A 16,610-nucleotide genomic window follows, 5' to 3' on the forward strand; every position below is an offset into this window, starting at 1 on the left:
GGGAGGCTGACCGCATGGCTGACCGTGCTGCTGAAGAGACCGAAGATGCCGAAGTCGTTGCAGACCCTGAAGGCGCCGACGACCTCGTGTGGGACTCGATCGACCGTCTCTATGTCTGGCTGGACTCCCACCAGGAGCTGACAGGACGGGAGTTGCTGCTCACCCGCATGCTGAAGCTTTCCGAGGAGGTCGGTGAGGTTGCCCAGGCGGTGATCGGCGTGACCGGGCAGAACCCCCGCAAGGGCACCAGCCACACCTGGGACGACGTACGGTCCGAACTCTGCGACGTCGTCATCACGGCCCTGGTCGCCCTGCGCACCCTGACCCCGGACGCCCGCGAGACCTTCACCGCCCATCTGGCCGCCATCACGGAACGCTCGTTCGCCTCGACACGGACGACCTGAGGCAGGGGTGGCCGCCGGAGTCCGGCGGCCACCCCCGCGGATCCGTGTCCGGGCTCAGCAGGCCCGGCGCCACGCGTCCAGCGAGAGCCGCTTCAGCATCGAGTCGAGTCCCAGCCGCTCGGCGGTCGGGCAGAACCTCCCCATGGACACGTCGTACTCCGCGTGGAAGACCGCCTTGCGGGCGTCGACGAACGGGGTCAGCGAGGCGCACTCACCGAACTCCGCGCACTGTTCGTTGACCGCGAAGTCGAAGTCGCCGACCAGCTGCGGGATCTGCTCCAGGTCGTTCTTCAGCCCGACGGCCAGGCCCCGCTCGTGCGCCAGGTCCGCGATCATGCGGTTGTACGCCAACTGGTGGGCCGCCGTGAGGGGAAAGCCGGTCTCGTTGGTGTAGCCGTCCAGGAGGTCGGGCTCGACGGCATCGAAACCCTTGTCGCGGCACATGTCCATCCGCTCGGCCATGAGGGGCCGCAGCACGTCGAGTTCGCGGATGTCGAGCCACCGCTCGCCCTCCCAGCCGTTGCCCCTGCCGAGCAGGACGGCCGGGAAGTCCTCGTGGTCGGGGCGAAAGTCCTCCCAGGCACCGGCGTTGATGTAGCAGATGACCTTACGTCCGTCGGCGTGCAGGCGCTCGACGACCGCCGCGCTGTTCTCGAAGCCGTCGATGTCGTACACCGGGACCTCCACGGAGGTGTCGATCCGGCCGCTGAGCTGCCACTGCCAGGCCGTGCCCGGACGCGGCTGCCAACGCCCCTGTTTCGGCGGGGAGTCGGCGGAGCACCCCGCAAGCAGCACGGCGACCAGCGTGAGGACGAGGGCCGTCGCCGCTCCGGGCCGTACGGCGTGCCTCACGAAGCTTCCCTCTCCACGGTCGGCGGCAGGCCGTTCCACGGGTTCGCGCCGCTGCCGGGCACCGCGCAGTGCACGGCGGCCCCGCGCATCCGGGCGGTGCGCGCCGCGAGGCCGCAGAGCTCGTCCGGGACGCCGTACACCAGATGGCAGAACCGGTCGGGCGGATGGGCGCCGGTCCAGGCCGGCACGGTGAAGTCGGTGTGCCGGTACGTCTTCCAGGTGCCCTCGAAGGTGACCAGCAGGTCGGCGAACTCGGCGTAGCCCGGGGCCGGATGGACGCCCGGGTTGAGGACGACGGTCCCGGCGCCGCAGAGCCGGGCCGCCCGCGCCAGCCTGCGGTAGTGGCGCACTTCCCCGGCGCCGGAGGCCGCCCGGTCCAGGAAGGCACCGTCGGTGTCGTACCAGCGGCGGTAGCGGCGTAGGTCGGAGACGAGCGAGCGGACCGACCGCTCGCCGTAGGCCGTGTCCACGTACCCGAGGACCCGCACGTCCGCCTCGCGCAGTTGCGCGACGGCCGCTGCGAAGACCGGGTCGGGAGTGGTGCCGGGCCCGTCGGCGACGTTGAGGACGACGCCGTAGAGCTGTGGTCCGGCGCGGATGAGGGCGCGCCAGGCGGCCGGGTCCACGGCGGGGTGGACGTAGAGCGGGACGAGCAGCCGGCCGCCGCCGTCCGTCGCCGGGTCGCTCACGCCGGGACCCGGGTGTGTTCGGCCCACAGGGCGGCCAGCGAGTCGGCCAGGGTGAGTTCGGGCCGCCAGCCGAGGGCGTCCGCAGCGGCGGTGATGTCCGCCCGCTGCCAGGACACGGCCGAGGACCGCTGCGATCCCGCGCCGCCCTCCTCGATCGGGCCGTCGAATCCGGCGGCGCGCGCCAACTCCCGCGCGAGTTCCCGGGCTTGCGTGGCCGTGCCGCTGCCGATGTTGAGGACGGGCGGCAGGGTTCCGGGGGTGGTCGCCGCGAGCACGGCGGCCCGCGCCACGTCCCGTACGTCGACGAAGTCGCGGTAGGCCGAGAGGTCGCCGACGCGGACGGTGCTGTCGGGCAGCGCGCGCCTGAGTTCGTCGGCGAGCCGCCCGGCGAGGCCGGCGGCGGGCGCGCCGGGTCCTACGGGGTTGAACACCCGCAGCACGACGGTGTCCAGGCCGGTCCGGCCGGCTTCCGTCACCGCGTACGAACCGGCCAGCTTGGTCGCGCCGTAGCTGCCCTGCGGGCTGGCGGGCGAGCTCTCGGTGAGCGTCTCTCCGGCGGGCGTCGGACCGTACTCGGCGGCCGATCCGAAGTGGACGAGACGCGCGGCGGGGGCGGCCTCCCGCAGGGCCTCGCAGAGTACGGCGGGTCCGCGGGCGTTGGTCTCGGCCATGCGTACGGGGTCGCCGGAGACGGCGCCCGCGCAGTTGACGACGGCGTCGGGGGCGAGGGCCCGCAGGGAGCGGGTGAGCCCGGCGACGGAGATGGCGGCGAGGTCCACGGGAAGGTTCACGGGCAGGCCGGGGTCCACCGAGCGGCCGCCGCCGAGCACCCGCACACCCGTGAGGGTGCGCAGCTGCCCGGCGACGTGGCCGCCCAGGAATCCGGTGGAGCCCAGGACGAGGATGCGCATGATGCCGGGTCACGCTCCCTTGAGGAGGGCGGGGCGGCGGGTGGTGAACTCCGCGTTGGCCCGGTCGTAGTCGTCCGGGCGGCCGATGTCCAGCCAGTATCCGTCGAAGTCGTAGGCGGCGGGCGGGGTTTGGGCTCTGAGCAGGTCCAGGACGAGTTCGTCGAAGCCGAGCGGCAGGCCCGGGGTGTAGCCGTTCAGGGTGGAGCGGGAGAGTCCGTAGACGCCCATGGAGACCCGGTAGTCCATGCTCGGCTTCTCGGCGAAGCCGACGACCTTGCCGCCCTCGGTGGTGAGCACGCCGAAGTCGATGGAGACCTTACGCGCGTAGGTGGCGATGGTCAGCGGCGAGTCGGACACCTCGTGACTGCGCAGTACGGCGCCGAAGTCGAGGTCGGTGAGGATGTCGCCGTTCATGACGAGGAAGTGCTCGGGGAGCCGGTCCAGCATGGTCAGCAGCGGGCCCATGGTGCCCAGCGGGCTGTCCTCGGTGGCGTAGCCGACGCGCAGGCCCCACTGGGAGCCGTTGCCGACGTAGGCCCGGATGATGTGCCCGAGGTGCCCGATGGCGATGGTGCAGGTCGTGAAGCCGGCGCCGGCGAGCTGCCGCATCACGATCTCCAGGATCGCGTGCTGGTCGCCGATGGGGACGAGCGGCTTGGGCAGGGCGGTCGTGTAGGGCCGCAACCGTACGCCTTTGCCACCGGCCAGGATGACTGCGTGCATCGTGGGGTTTCCTTCCGACTGTCGTCAGGTGTCGCCAGATTCGGTGTCGCCGGGTCCTTGGTGCAGGCGGCTCCCCGGCGGCCGGGGAGCCGTGGAGCGGTCAGATGTTGTAGACGTTCGTCTTGTAGCGGGCGAGGTTCGCCGGGTCGCGGAAGAAGTCGATGGTCGCCTCAAGTCCCTCTTCGAGGCTGTGGGCGGGCGCCCAGCCGGTGGCGGCGCGCAGCCGCGACGCGTCGCAGACCAGCCGCATCACCTCCGATCCGGCGGGCCGGATGCGCTGCGCGTCCTCGCGGACCTCCAGGTCGGCGGCCATCAGCTTGCCGATCAGCGTGACCAGGTCACCGACCGAGATCTCGCCGCCGGTACCGGCGTTGAAGGTACGGCCGACGACCGCCTCCGCGGGCGCGGTGCCCACCGCCAGGAACGCCCGCGCGGTGTCCTTGGCGAAGGTGAAGTCGCGGGTGGGCCGCAGGTCGCCGAGGGTGATGGTGCGCTCCCCCGCCGCGACCTGCCCGATGACGGTCGGGATGACCGCCCGCATGGACTGGCGCGGCCCGAAGGTGTTGAACGGCCGCAGCGTGACCACCTGGGTGCCGAAACTGGCGTGGTAGCTGTCGGCCAGCCGGTCACCGCCCGCCTTCGAAGCGGCGTACGGGGACTGGGTGTTGATGGGATGGTCCTCGGTGATCGGCACCGTCCGGGCCGTGCCGTACGTCTCACTCGTGGACGTGTGCACCAGCCTCGGGATGTCGAGCCTGCGGACCGTCTCCAGGACGTTGAGGGTGCCGGTGACATTGGTGTCCACGTAACTGTGCGGGGCCTGGTAGGAATACGGGATCGCGATCAGCGCCGCCAGGTGGTAGACGGCCTCCGCACCGGCCAGCAGCCGGTCGACCGAACCGGGATCGCGAACATCGCCGAGCACCACCTCGACGCTGCCCATCACGTCCCGCGGCAGGGTCTCCAGCCAGCCGTAGGAGGAGAAGGAGTTGTACTGGGCCATCGCACGAACCCGGTGCCCACGGGCGACAAGCGCCTCCACCAGGTGCGAACCGATGAACCCCTCCGCTCCGGTGACGGCTACGGGTCCGGCCACGGGGCCGGTCACAGGTCCGGATTCGGTCACGGGTCTGTCTCCTCTGTTGTCAGGGGTGGTGCGGTGGACGGGTGCGTGGTCAGCGGTGGGCGGTGGCCCGGCCCAGCAGGGCGTACGAGATGAGCACCAGGGCGACGGCGGCGCAGCCGCAGACGACCGGACGGACCGCGGCCGGGCCGAGGGCGGCGCCCGCGGCGGCGGCCAGACACACGACGGCGGGCGGCCAGGCCGTGCCGAAGGCCTGGAGCAGCAGGGCGGTCCACAGGACGGCTCCCAGTGCCAGCAGCGGCCCAGGCGACACGCCGCGGATGAGCGCGGGTGCGGCCAGCAGCGCCAGGTAACCGGCGAGGCACAGCAACAGCGCCCGCCCTGCCCGGAGTTGGAAGCCCCTTGGTGTGGTGCTGTGCCGGAGCGCGGCGAGGCCCAGACTGCGGTAGCGGTAGAGCAGCCACTCGGCCACGCCCATGCTCAGGGTGAGCACGACGACGGCGGGCCCGTCGGCCGAGGCGGCCATCAGCGTCAGCGATCCCGCCGCCAGGCCGAACAGCCCGTAGGGCACGGAGGCGGTGACCGGCGTGCCGTTGCCGGCGGCGGCCGTGCCCGGCGTTCGCAGCGACCGTACGATCTCGCGGGCCGCCAGCAGTACCGCGCCCGCGACGGTGGCCAACAGCAGTCCGATGACGGCCAGTTGGCCTGGATCCCACAGCAGCAGGGAGGCGGCTCCGGCGACGGTCGGGGTGAGCGCGAGCAGCAGGTCCCGTTCACGGCCGAGCACCAACAGGACGGTTCCGGCGGCGAGATAGACCGCCTGCCCGGCGGCGAACGCGGTCATGGTGCCCAGTCCGGACAGCAGCAGCGCCGCCGCCACCGCGACCAGCGCCCCGACCGGTGCGCCGGCACGCAGGGTGCGCGCGGCGGCACGCCGTCCGCCCGTCGCGAGCCGTACGTAGGAACGGTGGGCCAGGCCCTGGTTCCATGCCCAGGCGGCCAGCGCCGAGGCGGCGAGCCCGGCGATGGCGCCCGTGCCGTCGGCGAGCAGCCCGGCACCCAACAGGTAGGCCAGCCCGGGGAGTCCGAAGACCGCGCCGCGCAGCACGCACCGCCAGGGGCTGGTCCGCCAGGGGTCGGGCGCCGGTTCCGGGTCGGGGAAGCGGCGCGGCACCCGCTCGTACAGTTCCTGGGCGACCTCGAAGAGATCCCGCCGTCCGTAGCGGCCGGTGATCTGTTCCTGGGTCAGGCCGTCCGATTCCAGTACGGCGGCGATCTCGTCGGGGTGGACGGCCGCGCCGCACACGTCCGCCAGCCGTTCGGCGAGCTCGTCGAAGGGGTCCTCGGCCCAGGAGGGCCGACGCCGGCGCAACGGACGCGGCCCCAGCACCGGCAGACCGTCACCGTCAACAGCCCCTGCGTGGACCGCCTTTCGTCCCCGCCCGGCACGTCCGCCTTGGCCACCCCGGCCGCCTTGGCTTCTCCGTCCGCCTTGGCTTCTCCGATAGCCCTGCTCGCCCGTGGTGGTGTTGCCCGGCCAGCCCGCCGGGAACCGCCGCGGGCCGGCCCGGTCCTGATCGGTCCCGCCGTCCCCCGGCAGCAGCCGCAGCGGCCCGCTCACCCGGCCTCACCCGCCTGCCGTACGCCGCCCACCCGGGCCTCCTCGTACCGCTCGCCGGGGACGGCGTGACCGACGACGCTCCGGTCACGCAGGCCGGCGTAGCCCGCGGCACTCAGGTCGCGCGGGACGCCCTGGCCCGCGGCGCTCAGCTCGCGTGGGACGCCGTGACCGGCGACGCTCCGCTCGTGCTCGGCGGTGGTTCCCGCGGTGTGGCGCTCGCGTGCGGTGTCGGATCCCGAGGCGAGTTCGCCGTAGATCCCGCGGAAGGTGTCGATGGTCTGGCGGAGGGTGAACTGCTCGATCACCCGCAGCCGTGCGGCCTCGCCCATCAGGGCGCGCCGACCGGGGTCGCGCAGCAGTTCAAGGGCCGCCCGCGCCATCTCCCGCGGCTCACGCGGCGGGACGACGAGCCCGGTGTCGCCGACCGCCTCGCGCACCCCGCCCACGTCGGTGGAGACGGTGGCCCGCCCGCACGACATGGCCTCGATGAGGGTGAAGGGGAAGCCCTCGCTGATGCTGGACAGCATCACCACGTTGCCGGCCGCGTACGCGTCGCGGATGTCCTCGACCCGGCCCTCGAAGACCACCGCGTCGCCGGTCCCCAACTCCTCGGCGAGGGCCTGGCAGCGCTCCCGGTAGGCCTCTCCGCCGCGCGGCGTGCCGCCGAACATCCGCAGCCGCGCCTGCGGCAACTCCTCGCGTACCAGGGCGAAGGCGCGGATCAGCGTCTCCAGGTCCTTGATCGGGTCGACCCGTCCCGCCCAGGTGAGGGTGGGCACTTCGGGTTCGGGACCGGCGGGCGGGAAGGCGCCGGGGTCGACGCCGTTGTATACGGTGCGGATGCGGTCGGGTGCCGTGCCGCCGTGTTCCTCCCAGCGCCGGTTGTAGCGGTTGCCGGGGGTGACGAGCGCGGCCTTCGCGTAGGTCTCCTGGGCCAGCAGCCGGAAGAAGCCGAGCAGCAGCGACTTCACCGGCCAGCGGTAACCGCCGCTGCGGTAGCCGAGATAGCGCTCCCGGAGGTAGACGCCGTGCTCGGTGAGCAGCAGCGGTGTCCCGTGCAGGTGATGGGCCGTCAGTCCGGGAAGTGCCGCCAGTCCCCCGCTGACCGCGTGCGCGACTCCGCCCTCGGGCGGCAGGACCGCCAGCGGGCGCAGCGCGTGTTCGAGGAGTTCGGTGGCGGTCAGCGCGTCGTGCAGGGTCGGCCGGGCCGCGGCCACGGCTATGTGCGGCCGGTTCCACACCGCGGTCAGGGTGCGCAGCGCCTCCTCGGTGCGCATGGCCGCGGAGAGTTCGCCCTTGCGGGCCCGCGCGCCGAGGGCGTAGAGGCCGTCGGCGAAGTCCGTCCCGGCGGTGGGCGAGCCGGGCTCCAGGAGCGAGAGCAGGAAACGCTCGTAGATGCCGAGGAAGCGGCGCAGCCGCCGTCCCCGGGGCGCGCGTCCGTCCGGTACGGGCCCCCAGAGCGGGGCGGTGACCAACTCACCGACGTTCGGCGGCAGTTCCCAGGCGAACGGCTCCTGTCCCGTCCCGGTGATCGCGACCACCCGGAAGCGGACGTCCGGCATCCCCCGTACCAGCTGGTCGCACCAGACGCTCACCCCGCCGTGCTGGTGCGGATACGTTCCTTCAGTGAGCAGTGTCACCACCGCTCCGTCGTCCGTACCCGAAGGCGGCACGGCGTGCAGGATCTCTCGCGTGGACATGCGTCTCATTCCCCCCAAGGAACGATCAGTTCGGGCCGCGGCCGTGGTCAGTGGCGCGGTCGGGCCGGACGGCCGGACCGCGGTCGATACGCGGTCGGGCCGTACGGCCGGTGTCGCAGAGGCGGGCGGCTACTGGGCCGTCGGCACGGTCTCCAGGGAGCCGCTGCCGACCCATCCGGACCTCGCTCCGGCGTACGGGCCGCCGAAGCCGTCCGCGGTGGCCGGCAGGGTCGCCGGGGCCTGAACCCCGCTGGGCGCGCTGATGGTGACGGTGTCGCCGATCCGGTAGGCGGTGACCTGACCGCCGTCGACGGCCGCGTCCCAGACGGCCCGCCGCTTCAGTTCGTCCCCGGTTTCCCTCAACCCCTGGTTGACCAGCGGGGTGTTGGCGGCGAAGAGGTCGGCGTAGTCGCCGAGGACCTTCTCCAGCACCGGGTACGCGATCCGCTCCTCGGCCAGGTTCGACTGGTGGATGTAGTGCGGGCGCGGGTTGTTCGACAGCGCGTGGCCGAGCGCGATCCGGCTCTCGGTCGGTACGAGGTACGAGGCGTAGCCGGTCTCGGTGTCCAGCGGCTCGTCCAGGCATGTGGTCGTGGTGGAGTTGTCGCAGATGCCGCTGCCGCCGTCGGCCGCGCTGGTGTAGATCCAGTTGTACTCGTCGACCTGCTCGGCTTCCTTGCCCGCGTTGTAGAAGACGTTCATCGGGAAGCGGGGCACCGTCAGCGCGGCGCCGACCTGACGCTGCTGCGGGTCACGGGAGTTGTCGCTGCCGAGCACGGTGACGCCGGTCGCGGCGAGGGCGGGCGCGAGGTTCGGGTTGTCGGCGGGCTGCTGCGGGAGCACCCGCATGCCCGAGTGCTCGCCGGTGACGAGCTCCCCGTTGTCGAGGTCGAGGCCCTTGGCCGCGCCCCACACCTGGTTGTCCGCGATCGACGCGGTGATCTCCGCGCGGCTGATCCACCGCACGTTGCCGAAGAAGTCGGTGGAGCAGACCCACGGGACGACGGTCACGTTCTGGACGCAGCCCAGGAACGGGTGGTCGTAGGTGTGGTTCACCCAGCGGAAGGCGTCCTTGTCCGCGATGAGCTGGTCGGTCAGCGGGTCGGCCCCGCCGTTGTCTTCCTTGTACGTTTCGCTGCCGCCGCCGTTGAACATGAAGTCGAAGGTCAGGCCGTGCTGTTGCGACCACTGCTTGGCGTACTGCGCGTCCGCGACCGTCATCCGGATCGGGTCCGAGACGCCCTCCCCCTCGGGGCAGTCCACGTCACCGGGCGTGCAGTTCAGCTCGGTGTCCCACCGGTCGTCGGCGCCGAAGACGTCGTCCACGTGCACCGAGAAGTAGTTGCGGTCGGCGCCGAGATGGACGCCCTGGGTCATCCACTCCACGATGCCGCGGGCGAGCAGCCGGTACTGCTGCTGGGCCGAGTTGTAGACGAACGTCACCACCAGTTCCCGGCGGCCGTCGTGCGCGTACTCCCCGATGAGCGAACCGTCCACCGCCGTACCGGGAATGGGCGCCTCGACGTAGGTCGTGAACTCCGCCCCCGCCGCCTGCTGGGCCAGCGGCACCGACAGGAACCCGTAACTCTCCGACACGTCATCGGCGTTGTCCTCGAACGGCACCGCGCCTTCGAGATATCCGAAGGGCCCCGCCAGCCCGGCCGCGGTCACCTGCGCGGTCGTACCGTCCAGGGACCCGATGTACCCGGGATTCTGCGCCCAGTTGAGCCCGACGGCCGGCTGCGCGTACGTGTAGGCGTCGACCTGCGGGATCTGGTACGTCTGCTCGTACGCCGCCAGCGCGGCCATCTCCGCCGAACCCGCCCCGAACGGGTTGTCGTCGGGCAGCACCACCGCCTGGAACTTCGCCCTCGGCCGCCCGTCGACGGTGTCACTCAGGAAGGCCGCGTCGATCTGCGGTCTGCCGGTGTCGTTCAGGTCGACCTCGGTGTACGGCGTCCCCGCTCCGTCGAGTTCGGCCGCGATGGCCTCCGTGGCCGCTCCCCCGTCGTCGACGATCAGCACCCTGAGGTCGACCCTCGGTTCCAACTCGTCGGCTCTCGCCCCGGCGACCGGCGCCAGGAACGTGAGCATCAGCGACGCCGCGCAGACCGCGGCTCTTCGCGAGAAACCCTTCATGATGTGCCCCCCCATGGGCTACGGCATGAATCGCCGCATGACAAAAACCGAACCAGGACAGCGAAAAACCTTCGTGCGCACCTACGCCGAAGCGTCGGGAAGCCCGTGGCCGCGAGCGACCCCCCGCCCTTGCCGGACACATCCTCCGATGATCTGGGGAGGTTTCGTGGGTAATTCGAAAAAGTTTCTCAGCCACCCCACTCCTGTTTACCTTGTGTACGCAAATGTTCACTCCGTGCACATGTGATCCCCAGCGAACTCCCAGGGAAACGGCCGCTGACCTCCCCTGACAGCCCGTTTCCGGCCCGATCGGCGCCGGGTGGCCACAATCGCGGGTTTCGCACTTGGCCTGAAACCCGCTCACACCCCAGCCAATCGGCTCTTACAGGCCCCGCCAGATGTTGTCGAAGGCCGCGTTCTCGATGGCGCGGCGCTGCCGGACGGCCTCCAGCTCCATCACCGCTTCGTTGACGGCGGCGAGCACGGTCACGGTCGAGTCGTCGTCGCCCAGGCCCTCCGCCGCGACGGGGTCCCCCGTGGCGTCCGGGCCCTCTGTCGCGACCGCGTCCGGGTCCGCCGTCGCGGCCAGGGGGTCCTCGTCCGTTCGTTCGCGCACTCCGGCGGCTGTCGCGAGGGCGACCAGGACCGGCTCGTCGGACACCCAGCGCTCCTCGGCGCGGAGCCGGGCGGGCGAGTCGGCGGGGGCGGGCTGCTGGGTCCGCGAGGGGATCCAGCGATGACGCTTCCTGTCCTCCGGCCCCTCCGCCTCCCATGCCTTCAGGTAACCGGCGGACAGACCGCGCCCCCTGCGCCACAGCCAGTCCTCGACCGACTCGTACGGTGACTGCCGGGTGAGCGCCGACGACGCCTCGTCCAGCAGACGGTCGTCGAACGCCTGCTGCGGGTTCGGTATGACGCGGTCGCCGTCGAGGGTGACCGCCCGCGCGGCGACGAGGTCGAGGAGCTCGGCCCCCGCGAGGGCGAGCGAGAGATCACCGGGCTCCACCGAACGGCCGGGAACCAGGTCCACGGCGACGATCATCAGATCCTGAGCTGTGGTCATGTGCGGCTCCGTATCAGTGGCACGGCTACTGGACTGCGGTCCGAACCAAGCATACGAAAGTCCCCGGAACGCCCGCTTCGCAGGCCCGGCACCACAATGCCGGTCTCGTAGGCAAAGGCAATAAGGTGTCCGCGCTGCCTCACCCCGATTTTGGTGAGCATGTTGGCTATGTGCGTTTTCACCGTGAGCGGGCTGATACCGAGTTCGTCCGCGATGGCGGCGCTCTCCCGGCCGCTCGCCAGCATGACGAGGATCTCGCGCTCCCGTCCGGAGAGGGTCAGCGTCGCTTCGGCGCCGGCGGCCCGTGACGGAGGGGGCACGCCGTCGGGCACGTTCTCCAGGATGACGACGAGGCCGCCGCGCAGCACCGTTTCCAGCGCCTCCACGAATTGCGTGGCCGTGATGTCGGCGGCGAGGACCCCGGTGGCGCCCGCCCGCAGGCAGGCCTCGGCCTCCGGGGCGTCCCGGACGCCGAACACGACGGTAAGGGCGGCCGCCGAAGCGACGGAGACGGTCTTCGCGAATTCGAGGACGTTTCCTTTTCGGATGGCGCGGTCGAGAAGAACCAGAGCCGGTGCGATATCGGCCTTGAGTGATTCGCGAAATGGAATGTCGTCGGCGGCGGCCTGTCCGACGACCACCATGGATCGGCTCTCGATGACCACGGCCATGGCCGCGCGTACGAGTGTCGGTCCGCCGGCGAGAAATACCGTGCGGCCCCTCATTTCCGCGTGGTGGCCCGGGGAAGCCGGATGGTGACGGTGGTCCCGGCTCCCACCTCCGACTCCACGTCCACCCGGCCGTGGTGGGCGTGCACGATGGCTTCCACGATGGCCAGCCCGAGACCCGAGCCCCCGTAGGCACGACTGCGGCTGGCCTCGGCGCGCCAGAAACGTTCGAAGACGCGGGGCAGGTCCTTCGGGGGGATACCGGGGCCGTCGTCGATGACCCGCAGCCGTACGTCCGTACCGACCTGGCTGATCTCGACCGTCACGGAGGTCCGCTCGGGGGTGTGCTGGACGGCGTTGCCGACCAGGTTGCGCAGGACCTGTTGCAGACGGTCGGCGTCGCCGAGGACGGGGGCGGAGGGAGCGGGCGCCATGGTGATGCCGCGCTCGGGGTAGATGATCTGCGCGTCCTCGATGACGCTGGCGGCCAGCGCGGTGAGGTCGACGTGGTCCCGCTCCACCGGGCGGCCGGCGTCCAGGCGGGCGAGCAGCGCGAGGTCCTCGACGAGCAGCCGCATCCGTCCCACCTCGTTCTCGATGTGTTCGAGCGCCGTCTCCAGACCCGGCCCGGAAAGACCGCCCTGGCGGTGCAGGTCGAGCCAGCCCGAGATCGTGGTGAGCGGGGTGCGCAGCTCGTGGGAGGTGTCGGCCGCCAGGGAGCGTACGGTCGCCTCCGCGCGGGCCTGGGCGTCGAAGGCCCGGTTGACGGCCTCGGCCAGCAGGTCGGCCTCGCTGCCGTTACGTCTGCTCGGCAGCCGTTCCGTGAGATGCCCCTCGGCGATGGCGTCGGCGGTGCGGGCCATCTTGGCCAGCGGCCGCATCCCGAGACGCAGGACGACGAGAGCGAGCCCCAACAGGAGTACCAACGCGCCGCCGACCAGACCCAGTTGGCGCTTGATGAGGGTGGCGACGGTGCCGTCGTCCACGGAGGAGTCGATGGCGAGGACGACGGCGGCCGGTCTGATGTCGGTCTCCTCGGGACCGCGGTCGATGACGAGCCCGGGGCTGGGGATACGGATCGCTTCGAGACCGTGCTGCTCGTCGCCCCCGGCGTCCCCGTCCCTGTCCTCCCCGTCGTCCCCGTCGTACTTGACGGTGCTGCCGACGGGGACGGTCAGGCTGATCTCGGCGAGAGCGGCGGCTGCCGGGGTCGCCGAACCCGTGCTGTCCAGAACCCTGTTGTCAGCGTCGACGGCGACCAGCCCCAGCGGGGGCCCGAGCAGGGCGCCGAGCTGGTCGGCGTCGGCCGTCTGCGGGCCCTGTGCGATCACCTCGGCGAGCCGGTCGGCGCTGCTCTTGAGGGTCCTTCCGTAGCGCTTGTCGAGGAAGTCCTCCAGAAGGAAGGCGCTGCTGACGGCGCTGGCCGTCAGCCCGAAGACGAGGAGGACGGCCAGGCCGGCGAGCAGACGCAGGCGGACACTGGAGCGGGACCAGGTGAGGCGGCCACGGAGGTTCACTTGCGGGCCTGCTCTCGCAGCGTGTAGCCGACGCCTCTGACGGTGTGCAGCAGGGGTTCGTGCCCCTGGTCGATCTTGCGGCGGAGGTTGGAGACGAAGCGTTCGACCACGACGGTGTCCCCGCCGAAGTCGTACCGCCAGACGGCCTCCAGGATCTGCGCGCGGGAGAGCACCTGCCCCTGGTGGCTCAACAGGTAGTGCAGCAGGCGGTATTCGGTCGGGGAGAGTTCGATGAGCGCGCCCGCGCGGCGTACTTCGTGACGGGGATCGTCGATCTCCAGGTCCGCGCAGCGCAGCGGTGTCCCCTCGGGGGCGGGGGCTCCGCCGCGGGCCCGGCGGAGCAGCGCCTGGAGGCGGGCGCCGACCTCCACGACGCTGAAGGGCTTGGTGACATAGTCGTCGCCTCCCAGCCGCAGGCCCCGGACGCGGTCCTCGACGGCGTCGCGTGCGGTGAGGAAGAGGACCGGCACCTGGACGGCGCGGGCCCGCAGCAGCTGAAGGATCTCGAAACCGTCGGCGCCGGGGAGCATGACGTCCAGGACGATGACGTCGGGGGGCCGGCGGGCGACCTGGTCGAGAGCCTCCGTCAGGTCGCCCGCCACGTCGACCTCGAACCCGGCGAATCCCAGGGCCGAGATGAGCAGGCGCCGGATACCGGGATCGTCGTCGACGACCAGCACGCGGGCCGTGGTGTGCGGTGCGTCGGCGGCGTTCATACGTGCTCCTTGTGCGGGCGGGGTTGCCTGCCCGACGTCTACCAGTGCTCGCGCCCGCTCGACGGACGCGACACAAGTCCCGGTACCGGCTCGGTGGTTCATCGCGTCACGAATTCACGGCGGCAGGGGTCCTGACGGGTGTCCCGGGGGCGTCGTCGCCGGCGTGGAAGTTCTCCCCCTCGACGTCGACGTGGGGCAGGAGGCGGTCGAGACGGCGGGGCAGCCACCAGGCCCGGTCACCGAGGAGGGCCAGCACCGCCGGTACGAGGGTCATACGCACCAGGAAGGCGTCCACCAGCACTCCGAACGCCAGGGCGAAGGCGATCGGCATGATATCGGCGTCGTGCGAGAACAGAAAACTGATGAAGACCGAGACCATGATGAGGGCGGCGGACGTCACCACGCGGGCGGCGTTGCGGGCCCCGGCGACGACGGCGGCACGGGCGTCGCGGTGGCGGACGTAGTCCTCACGCATGGCGGAGACGAGGAACACCTCATAGTCCATGGCGAGCCCGAAGAGCACCGCCATCACGATGATCGGCATGAAGCTGGCCACCGGACCCTCGGCGCTCACTCCCAGCGGCCCCGCCAGCCAGCCCCACTGGAAGACCGCGACGGTGGCTCCGAACGCGGCGCCGACGGACAGCAGGAACCCGACGGTGGCCTTGACCGGTATGGCCAGGGACCGGAACGCGACCATCAGGAGCAGCAGGGACAGCCCGACCACGACGATCGCGAACGGGACGAGCGCGCCGCTGAGCTTGTCGGCGACGTCGATGCTGACGGCGGTCAGGCCGGTGACGGCGACATAGCTTCCGGTCGAGTCCGCGAGGGGCCGCGTCTCGGTGCGCAGCCGGGAGACCAGAGCGCTGGTCTCCGCGGACCGGGGTCCGGTGTCGGGCGTGATCTGGATACGCGCGGCCGTCCCGTCCTCGGCCACGTCGACGCCACTGACGTCCGCGATGCCCTCGACCTTGCCGAGCCTGTCCTCGACCGCGGCGGCCGTCGAACTCACCACGGCCGGGCTCTCGTCCTCGACGAGCACGACGAGCGGGCCGTTCGCCCCGGGGCCGAACGCGTCGCCGATCATGTCGTAGGCCTGGCGGCTCGACGAGGTGGTGGGGCTGTTCCCCTCGTCGGTGACCGCGAGCTTGAGCTGCAGGGCCGGAAGCGCGAGGGCGACGATAGTGACGGTGACGACGACGAGCGCGCGCACGGGCCGCCGCAGCACGGCCTCCGTCCATCGGACGCCCAGGGGGGTCCGGTCGCCGCGTACCGCCTTGCGGCTGCCGCGTACCGCCGTACGGCCGCCGCGGGTACGGGACTTGCGGGCCCTGGGGACGAGCCGTCGGCCCATCATGCCCAGCAGGGCGGGGAGCAGACCGAGGGCGAGTACGACGGCGGCGGCGACCGCTCCGGCCGACGCGAGCCCCATGGAGGTCAGCATCGGAACTCCGGCGACGGACAGCCCGGCGAGGGCGATGCAGACGGTCGCGCCGGCGAAGACGACGGCGCTGCCCGCGGTGGCGTTGGCCTTGGCGGCGGACTGCTCGACGGGCATGCCGGTGGCGAGCTGGGCCCGGTGGCGCGAGACGACGAACAGGGCGTAGTCGATGCCGACGGCGAGCCCCAGCATGATGGCCAGGGTCGGCGCGTTGTCGCTGATGCCGAACACCGAGGCCAGGCCCGTCATCGCGGCCATGGTGCCGAGGACGCCGAGGACGGCGGTCAGCAGCGGCAGCCCGGCGGCGACCAGCGACCCGAACGTGATCACGAGAATCACCAGGGCGACGCCGATCCCCACCAGCTCGGCGGGCCCGACGGGCGGGGCGGACTCGGCGTAGGCGTCACCGCCGTAGACGGTCCTCATCCCCGCCTGCTCGGCCTGGCTCCCCGCGGCCTTCACCGCGTCGAGGGTGCCGGGGGGCACGTCGTCGTCCTTCTTCGTGTGGAACTCGACGTCCGCGACGGCGGTACGCCCGTCCCGGGAGACGGTGCCGTCCTGGAGGGGCTCACCGACCTGGCTCACTCCACTGACGTCGCCGGTCGCGGCGAGGGAGTCCTCCAGGGCCTTCCGCAGCCCCGGATCGGTCACCTTCTGCCCCGGCGGCGCCTGGAAGACGACCTGCGCGGACTGGACATCCGGCTCCGGAAAGTGCCGGTCCATCTTGTCCAGCGCGGTCTGCGCCGGCGACCCGGGAATGGACCCGCTGTCCGCGAAACTCCCGCCGACCGAGAACCCCACCCCGATCACAGCCCCGAGCACCAGCACCCACCCGGCCAACACCACCCGCCACCGCCGAGCCCCAAAAGCCCCGACCCGATACAAGAACGTAGCCATACCCGCATCCCTCAATCACTCCGACGACGCCAGCTTGAGGTCCTGATCCTGGGCAACGGAGTTGAGGGGTGGGGGGTGGGGGAGTTGAGGGTTTGTTGACGGTTTTGGCGGGGGGCGTCAAGGACGGGAACCGAAGAGGCCACGCCGGTTCCGCCGAAGCGCGACAGCCGGCCCCCTCTCCC

14 protein-coding genes are annotated in these 16,610 nt (G+C 71.7%); 1 reads left to right on the forward strand and 13 read right to left on the reverse strand.

Annotated features, from left to right (window positions below):
• Positions 1–14 precede the first annotated feature (14 nt).
• The gene (locus ACIP79_RS14810) at positions 15–404 is read left to right on the forward strand and encodes a MazG-like family protein (protein ID WP_401223134.1); all 390 of its coding nucleotides are present in this window, start codon (positions 15–17) and stop codon (positions 402–404) included.
• Positions 405–458: 54 nt separating this feature from the next.
• Here the strand turns inward: ACIP79_RS14810 and ACIP79_RS14815 are convergent, their stop codons facing one another.
• From ACIP79_RS14815 to ACIP79_RS14875, 13 genes are all read right to left on the reverse strand, one after another.
• Positions 459–1,256 carry an endo alpha-1,4 polygalactosaminidase gene (locus ACIP79_RS14815; RefSeq protein WP_401223136.1) on the reverse strand — a complete coding sequence of 266 codons (798 nt, stop codon included), beginning with the start codon at positions 1,254–1,256 and terminating at the stop codon, positions 459–461.
• Positions 1,253–1,945, reverse strand: coding sequence for a spherulation-specific family 4 protein (locus ACIP79_RS14820; RefSeq protein ID WP_401223138.1), 693 nt, complete (start codon positions 1,943–1,945; stop codon positions 1,253–1,255). Before ACIP79_RS14820 ends, ACIP79_RS14815 begins: the two co-directional genes overlap by 4 nt.
• Complete coding sequence (locus ACIP79_RS14825) at positions 1,942–2,856, reverse strand: NAD-dependent epimerase/dehydratase family protein (protein WP_401223140.1); 915 nt, start codon at positions 2,854–2,856, stop codon at positions 1,942–1,944. Before ACIP79_RS14825 ends, ACIP79_RS14820 begins: the two co-directional genes overlap by 4 nt.
• Positions 2,857–2,865: 9 nt before the next feature.
• The gene (locus tag ACIP79_RS14830; RefSeq protein WP_401223142.1) at positions 2,866–3,579 is read right to left on the reverse strand and encodes an NDP-sugar synthase; all 714 of its coding nucleotides are present in this window, start codon (positions 3,577–3,579) and stop codon (positions 2,866–2,868) included.
• A 100-nt stretch (positions 3,580–3,679) separates the two neighbouring features.
• Positions 3,680–4,705 (reverse strand): SDR family NAD(P)-dependent oxidoreductase, encoded by a 1,026-nt coding sequence (locus tag ACIP79_RS14835; protein ID WP_401223143.1) that lies wholly within the window; start codon positions 4,703–4,705, stop codon positions 3,680–3,682.
• A 49-nt stretch (positions 4,706–4,754) separates the two neighbouring features.
• Positions 4,755–6,053, reverse strand: coding sequence for a hypothetical protein (locus ACIP79_RS14840; RefSeq protein ID WP_401223145.1), 1,299 nt, complete (start codon positions 6,051–6,053; stop codon positions 4,755–4,757).
• Positions 6,054–6,280: 227 nt separating this feature from the next.
• Positions 6,281–7,984 carry a GT4 family glycosyltransferase PelF gene (pelF, locus tag ACIP79_RS14845; protein ID WP_401223147.1) on the reverse strand — a complete coding sequence of 568 codons (1,704 nt, stop codon included), beginning with the start codon at positions 7,982–7,984 and terminating at the stop codon, positions 6,281–6,283.
• Between the two features lie 129 nt (positions 7,985–8,113).
• Entirely contained in the window at positions 8,114–10,123 is a 2,010-nt protein-coding gene (locus ACIP79_RS14850) for a hypothetical protein (RefSeq protein ID WP_401223148.1), read from the reverse strand.
• Between the two features lie 382 nt (positions 10,124–10,505).
• Complete coding sequence (locus ACIP79_RS14855) at positions 10,506–11,186, reverse strand: GPP34 family phosphoprotein (RefSeq protein ID WP_401223150.1); 681 nt, start codon at positions 11,184–11,186, stop codon at positions 10,506–10,508.
• The gene (locus tag ACIP79_RS14860; protein ID WP_401223152.1) at positions 11,183–11,857 is read right to left on the reverse strand and encodes a LuxR C-terminal-related transcriptional regulator; all 675 of its coding nucleotides are present in this window, start codon (positions 11,855–11,857) and stop codon (positions 11,183–11,185) included. Before ACIP79_RS14860 ends, ACIP79_RS14855 begins: the two co-directional genes overlap by 4 nt.
• Positions 11,858–11,907: 50 nt before the next feature.
• Positions 11,908–13,371 (reverse strand): sensor histidine kinase, encoded by a 1,464-nt coding sequence (locus ACIP79_RS14865; protein WP_401223154.1) that lies wholly within the window; start codon positions 13,369–13,371, stop codon positions 11,908–11,910.
• The gene (locus ACIP79_RS14870) at positions 13,368–14,087 is read right to left on the reverse strand and encodes a response regulator transcription factor (protein WP_401223156.1); all 720 of its coding nucleotides are present in this window, start codon (positions 14,085–14,087) and stop codon (positions 13,368–13,370) included. The genes ACIP79_RS14865 and ACIP79_RS14870 overlap by 4 nt, the downstream gene beginning before the upstream one ends.
• Before the next feature lie 106 nt (positions 14,088–14,193).
• Entirely contained in the window at positions 14,194–16,428 is a 2,235-nt protein-coding gene (locus ACIP79_RS14875; protein WP_401223158.1) for an MMPL family transporter, read from the reverse strand.
• Positions 16,429–16,610 lie beyond the last annotated feature (182 nt).

The sequence above is a fragment of the Streptomyces sp. NPDC088747 genome, from assembly GCF_044751025.1.
GTDB lineage: Bacteria > Actinomycetota > Actinomycetes > Streptomycetales > Streptomycetaceae > Streptomyces.